This window comes from Candidatus Methylomirabilota bacterium, assembly GCA_003104975.1.
Taxonomy (GTDB): Bacteria; Methylomirabilota; Methylomirabilia; order Methylomirabilales; family Methylomirabilaceae; genus Methylomirabilis.
On sequence record PQAM01000013.1, the window covers coordinates 25796 to 32410 of the forward strand.

The following is a 6615-nucleotide window of genomic DNA, read 5'->3' on the forward strand; positions in this document are numbered from 1 at the left end:
CTGATCGGACCAGCAGGAACCGGCCCCTCGACTGTTAAACGGCCAAAAGCCGTAGGCGTCTGTTCGGTGCCCAGTGTGATACACTTGGGGGCAGGAACCGTGTTGACGCCGTACCATCCGGTTCACGGGAGGATTTGTAATGCGCGAATTCGATCGGATTACCTTCGACCCGAGTGTGATGGGGGGGCGAGCCTGCATTCGAGGCATGCGGGTGACGGTGTCTCTGGTTATCAATCTTGTGGCCAATGGGATGACGCAGGACGAGATCCTGAAGGCCTATCCGTATCTGGAACCAGAAGACATCCGTCAGGCGCTACAGTATGTCGCCTAGTTGGCAGAAGAGGCGGTGTATCCGACTGAGCCAGCGTCAGCATGAAATTCCTCGCCGATATGGGGATTTCCCCTGAGACGGTGACATTCTTCAACTTTATCCGCTACTTCTACAAGCCGTAACCGCTGCGCACTCTAGAGAGATCCGCGCCGACATCCTGGCGCTGGAGAAAGAAACCGAGGGGTTGCTCGACGAGATCGTCGGTAAAGGGCTTGGTCGCCTCCTAATTAAAGTTTACCTTTTACAAGGGTGCCGGGTTATGCCATATTAAAGGTTGCCTTTACTGTGTGTATGCCAACAGGCCTTGTTAAAGGAACGCCGAACTATGGACAGCCCCGGAACCCCATCCATAACCAGCACCAGAGCAGGGCAATACCTCAGACAACCGAACGGATACCGGGCCTTCATCCCCGAACCGCTGCCACCCGATCCGCCTATTCAGATCAGCGGTGATCTGCAAGGGCTACTATCACAGGCGGATCGGGCGCTCGGGCGACTGGACGGATCGATTCATACGCTGCCGCATCCCGATCTGTTCGTGTATATGTACGTCCGAAAAGAGGCAGTGCTGTCGAGTCAGATCGAAGGCACGCAGAGTTCGTTGCAGGATGTGCTGGCGGCAGAAGCCGGGATGCTTGCGCCTGATCGCCCGCAGGACGTCGCTGAGGTTGTGAGCTACGTCGGTGCCATGAATTACGGGTTGGCTCGGCTGGCGGAGTTGCCGGTCTGCGTCCGGCTGATCCGGGAGATCCATGGGGAGCTATTGAAGGGCGTTCGCGGATCGCATCTGACGCCGGGCGATCTCCGCGCGAGCCAGAACTGGATCGAGCCGGCCGGCTGCACACTGAACGAAGCCATCTTCGTTCCGCCTCCGCCTCACGAAGTTCCCAAGGTCCTGGCCGATCTCGAACGATTCCTGCATACCGATACGAGCGTACCGCTACTGGTCAAGATCGGCCTGGCCCATGCGCAGTTTGAAACCATCCATCCGTTTCTCGACGGCAACGGGCGTATCGGTCGGCTGCTGATTACGTTTCTGCTGTGCGAGCAAAAGGTGCTGCTGAAGCCGGTGCTGTACTTATCGTACTACTTCAAGCGGCAACGACAGGCGTACTATGACCATCTGCAAGCGGTGCGCGATGCCGGAACATGGGAAGCTTGGCTCGCCTTTTTTCTGCGCGGCATCATTGAGGTCAGCGGCCAGGCAACAGAAACGGCGCGGCGAATTCTGAGCCTTCGCGAGGAGCACCGCCGAGCGATTACGGACAGCCTGGGCCGTGCCGCCGGCAACGGTCATCGCGTCCTGGAACATCTGTACCAGCACCCGATTGTCTCAGTTAATGAGGTACAGCAGTTGACAGGCACCACGTATCCGGCAGCCAACGACCTGGTTGCGAAGTTGGTCAACAGCGGCATCCTGCGCGAGTTCACCGGCAAAGCCCGCAACCGACGGTTTATCTACCAGAGCTACGTCGACTTGTTCTGGGACCGCGAGTCGGAGGCGAACGCATGATCGCGAGCCTCAAGCCCTACGTGATCATCTTTCGCCTCCGCAAGAAACGTAGGGAGCTACTTCGGCATCTTCGCATGACGTGCGTGCGAGGCTGAACGAACACGGGCAACGATGGAAGCGACGTTACGAGTCCTGAGTAAGCTGGAACAGGCCGGGGTGATGAGCCGCCATGCAATCGACGACGCGATGGCCGCCACCTTCTATGCCGAGCCGCTGCTGACCTTCGACCTCGCTGTATTTGTCGTCCTGCCCCAGACGCGTGGCGGTCTCCTGACACTCGAACCGCTGTCCGAGGCGCTCCGCGCGCGTGGGTACCGCGAAGAGGATGAGTGCGTCAACATCGAGGGGGTGCCGGTACAGTAGTCTTCTCTGGGATGGGGCCGGTGATCCCCGAGCCGAGAATTTGGGATCAACGTTCCATTATCCTTGCATTTCTGGTATCATGCCTCCATGATTACAGGGAATATCCCACGCCAGCTCGCGATCGAACTGCACCGGCGCCTCGACGATGCACCCGCCGTGGTGCTCCTCGGGCCACGCCAGGCCGGCAAGACGACGCTGGCACTCGCGGAGGGAGAAGTGCGCGGCGCGCTGTACCTCGACCTCGAATCGGAGCGCGATCGGGCCAAGCTGAGCGATCCCGAGCTCTACTTGGCCGGCCAGATCGGGAGGCTGGTGATCCTCGACGAGGTGCATCGGACACCCGGCCTTTTTCCGGTGCTGCGCGGCCTGATCGACCGCGCCCGTCGGACCGGCCACCGCAGCGGGCTCTACCTGCTGCTGGGCTCTGCCTCGCTTGACCTGCTGAAGCAGTCGGGCGAGACCCTGGCGGGGCGCGTCAGCTATCTGGAGTTGACACCGTTCTCGGTTCTGGAGGTGGCGGATGCCCCGACCTACGAGCGCCTCTGGCTGCGCGGCGGCTTTCCCGACAGCTTCCTCGCCCAGAGCGATGCGCGAAGCCGGCGCTGGCGCGAGGATTTCCTCCGCAGTTACCTGGAGCGCGACATCCCACAGTTCGGTCCACGGATCGCCGCCGAGACCCTGCGCCGCTTCTGGGCGATGCTGGCCCACCACCACGGCAGCCTGCTCAACGTAGCGCAACTGGCGCGCAACGTTGGCGTTGACGCCAAGACGGCCGCGGGCTACATCGACCTGTTGGTCGATCTCTTGCTGGTGCGGCGGCTGCCCGCCTGGCATGCCAACCTGGGCAAACGACTGGTTAAGTCGCCCAAGATCTACGTGCGCGACAGCGGCGTGTTGCATGCGCTGGTGACGATCGACGACCGAGAGGCGCTGCTCGGCCATTCGCTGGCCGGGGCCAGTTGGGAGGGATTCGTGATCGAGAACCTGCTCACCGCCGCGCCGCCCGGCGTGACGGGACACTTCTATCGGACCGGCGGGGGCGCCGAGATCGACCTCTTGCTGGCCTGGCCCGACGGCCGCCTGTGGGCCGTCGAGATCAAACGCAGCCTCAACCCCCGACCCGAACGCGGTTTTTACGCGGCCTGCGCCGATCTCGACCCCGCGCGCCGCTTCGTCGTCTACCCGGGCGACGAAACCTACCCGATCGGCGGCGACACCTCGGCGATCCCGCTGGAGGCACTGGCACGGCAATTGGCGGAGCGAGCGGCATAATCGCCGGTATCGTGAATGCGCACTATGAAGCGACACGTCGCGCCAACCAAAGCGGCGACGTGTCGCCGCAATCCACACATAAGCACTATCCCCTCACCTTCATCCTTTCCCCAAAGGACCGAGGAGTCTGTTTTGCTGGTCCTTGCCCTACTCAACGGGTACCCAGGGAGAGGGGCTTTCGCTGCGAGCGTCTCGGTGTCTGAAGCGTACCTTGACAGTTTCATGGTCGGCATAGTATAAGCACATCACGGTTCGATCAGCTTGCATTGGTCCGATCAGCTAAACCGGAATCTGGAGTAGCCCTTCGATGAGTCAAGAATCGTGCCTGCATAATCAGGTGTCGGCCTCTACCGCCCCCGGTGCAGCCGTGACTGGGCAGTCCATGTCTCAGATGGCCCTCGACTACATCAAGGATGGCGATGTGGTCGGTTTGGGTACCGGACGGGCCGCGACCGCCTTCGTTCGCGTCCTCGGTGATGCGGTCAAGGCCGGCCTACGGGTGACGGCCGTCTCGACATCACAGGTCACCGCCGCGTTGGCGACGCAGCTTAGGATACCGCTGGCGACGCTCGAAGAGGTGTCCGGCATCGACGTGACGTTCGACGGCGCGGATGAGGTCGATCCCAAGCTCGATCTGATCAAGGGGTACGGCGGGGCGCATGTTCGGGAAAAGATTGTGGCCGCCTCGTCACGACGGCTGGTCATCCTGGTGGGGGCCGAAAAGCTGGTGCCGGTCCTGGGGAGCCGCGGCATCCTACCCGTCGAGGTCGTGCCGTTTGGGCTATCCCTCTGCCGACGCCGCTTGACAGCGCTTGGGTGCCCCCCGACACTCCGCGAACAGTATGGACAGCCGGTCGTGACCGACAATGGGAATCACATCCTCGACTGCAGTATCTCGCCGCTCTCCGACCCAGCCGCATTTGAGCAGACGATCCTTGGGATCCCCGGGGTAGTCGCGACGGGGCTGTTCCTCGGGATGGCCGATACGGTCCTGGTGCAGGGCGGCGAGGCGGTCCACGTCCAACAGCGCGGAGGCCGATGATGGGTGACCCGATAGTCAGCAAAGGCGTGACCTTGGCCCGTCATCTGCTGGATGACCGGTCGCCGCTGGAGGGCGATCTCGGCGCGCTGCTCATCAAGATCGGTGCGGCCTCGAAGCTGCTGTCGCGGGAGGTGAGCCGGGCGGCGCTGCACGGCCGATTGGGCTATACCGGCGAGGTCAACGTGCAGGGGGAGCAGATCGCCCAACTCGATCTCTGGTCGAATGAGGTGTTTCTGGATGCGCTGAAGGAGACCGGTCTGGTCTGCACGATGGTCTCGGAAGAGATGGAGGCGCCGCTGCATGTCGACCGCAACTGCCTTCCCGGAAGCTATGTCGTCTGTTTCGATCCGGTGGATGGCTCGTCGAACATCGACATCAACGGCACCGTGGGGACGATCTTTTCGGTCCGGCACCGGCGTGGTCATGGACGGGAGCATGTGGCGACCGATATTGTGCAGAAGGGGACCGAGCAGGTAGCGGCCGGCTATGTGATGTACGGCCCCAGCACAATGTTCGTCTACGCCGCCGGCCAGTCGGTGTACGGTTTCACGTGGGATCATACGGTGGAGGATTACCTGTTGACCCATCCCGATATCCGGATTCCGAAACGGGGCAAGACCTACAGCGTCAACTGCGGGAACTACCATCGCTGGACCGAGCCGACCCGTCGGGCGGTCGATTATTTGAGCACACCGGACAAAGCGACAGGGCGCCCGTACTCGCTCCGCTATGTGGGATCGATGGTGGCCGACATGCACCGCACACTGCTCGATGGCGGCGTTTTCATGTATCCGGGCGAGGCCGGCGGGGGCAAGAACGCGAACGGGAAGCTCCGACTCCTGTACGAGGTTGCACCGATGGCCTATATCGCAGAACAGGCTGGAGGGCGGGCCAGTACCGGCTCTGAGCGGGTCTTGGATATCGAACCAAAGGAATGTCACCAGCGCGTACCGGTCGTTATCGGAAGTGCCGACGATGTCGCGCTTATCGAGGAGTTCTATCGGGGCAAGCGTTAGCCGACCCACATAGCGACCAACTCAGACCGGATCCCATCATGCCGGACAGCTCACAGGAGGGAGCGAGCATGAACAAGCGTATCCGTGAGATCCTTGGTTGGTATAGCGCTGACAACGCCGGAACGCTGACAAACCTGGCGCGGCTGCTCCAGCACGGCTACCTGGGTGGTACCGGTCGGTTGGTGATCCTGCCCGTCGATCAGGGGTTCGAGCACGGTCCGGCACGCAGCTTCGCCGTCAATCCTCCCGCTTATCACCCGCACTACCACTTCGAACTGGCCATCGAGGCGCGTTGCAACGCCTATGCGGCGCCACTCGGCTTCCTGGAGGCCGGCGCGGCGGAGTTCGCCGGCCAGATCCCGCTGATCCTGAAGCTCAACAGTCACGACGTCCTACACGATGAGAAGGACCCGCTCTCCTCGGTAACGGCCGGCGTCAAGGATGCGCTGCGCCTGGGCTGTGTCGGCGTAGGCTTCACGATCTATCCCGGCTCGGCGCATTGCGCCGCGATGTATCAGCAGTTCCGTGAGATCGCGGCCGAGGCCAAGGCGTCCGGCCTGGTGGCGGTCTGCTGGTCCTACCCGCGCGGCTCCGGCCTGAGCAAGGAGGGCGAGACGGCGATCGACGTGGTGGCCTACGCGGCCCAGATCGCGGCGCAGCTTGGCGCGCACCTGATCAAGGTGAAGCTGCCCACCGCCCACATCGAACAGCCGGAGGCCAGGAAGGTTTATGAGAAGACTAAGGTGCCGATCGGGACGCCGGCGGACCGCGTCCGGCATGTGGTCCAGAGCGCCTTCGATGGGCGACGGATGGTGATCTTTTCCGGTGGGGCGGCCAAGGCGGACGACAATGCGGTCCTGGATGAGATCCGGGCCATCCGCGATGGGGGCGGGTTCGGCACCATCATCGGCCGCAACTCGTTCCAGCGCCCCCGCGCCGCTGCCATCGACCTGCTCACCAAAATCATGAAGATCTACTCCGGCGAGATGCAGTAGGCACGGGTGGCGTGCTACGCGGGGCTACGCATCGCTCATTTTATCGTCCTACCTTAGCCGAACGTGCGCGCTGAGACGCGCGA

Annotated in this window: 7 protein-coding genes; all 7 read left to right on the forward strand. The window is 62.4% G+C overall.

Translation table 11 applies throughout. The features are described 5' to 3' along the window. The first annotated feature begins 139 nt into the window (after positions 1–139). On the forward strand, positions 140–331 hold the full coding sequence (locus C3F12_10910) for a hypothetical protein (protein PWB44510.1): 192 nt from the start codon (positions 140–142) through the stop codon (positions 329–331). A 325-nt stretch (positions 332–656) separates the two neighbouring features. After that, a complete protein-coding gene (locus C3F12_10915) occupies positions 657–1844 on the forward strand; it encodes a cell filamentation protein Fic (protein ID PWB44511.1) in 1188 nt (395 codons plus the stop codon). Between the two features lie 111 nt (positions 1845–1955). Further along, positions 1956–2207, forward strand: coding sequence for a hypothetical protein (locus tag C3F12_10920; GenBank protein PWB44512.1), 252 nt, complete (start codon positions 1956–1958; stop codon positions 2205–2207). Between the two features lie 87 nt (positions 2208–2294). Beyond that, a complete protein-coding gene (locus tag C3F12_10925) occupies positions 2295–3479 on the forward strand; it encodes an ATPase (protein PWB44513.1) in 1185 nt (394 codons plus the stop codon). 382 nt (positions 3480–3861) lie between these two features. Next, the gene (locus C3F12_10930; protein ID PWB44514.1) at positions 3862–4521 is read left to right on the forward strand and encodes a ribose-5-phosphate isomerase RpiA; all 660 of its coding nucleotides are present in this window, start codon (positions 3862–3864) and stop codon (positions 4519–4521) included. Further along, complete coding sequence (locus C3F12_10935; GenBank protein PWB44515.1) at positions 4518–5537, forward strand: class 1 fructose-bisphosphatase; 1020 nt, start codon at positions 4518–4520, stop codon at positions 5535–5537. Before C3F12_10930 ends, C3F12_10935 begins: the two co-directional genes overlap by 4 nt. A 68-nt stretch (positions 5538–5605) precedes the next feature. Further along, the gene (locus C3F12_10940; GenBank protein PWB44516.1) at positions 5606–6532 is read left to right on the forward strand and encodes a class I fructose-bisphosphate aldolase; all 927 of its coding nucleotides are present in this window, start codon (positions 5606–5608) and stop codon (positions 6530–6532) included. Positions 6533–6615 lie beyond the last annotated feature (83 nt).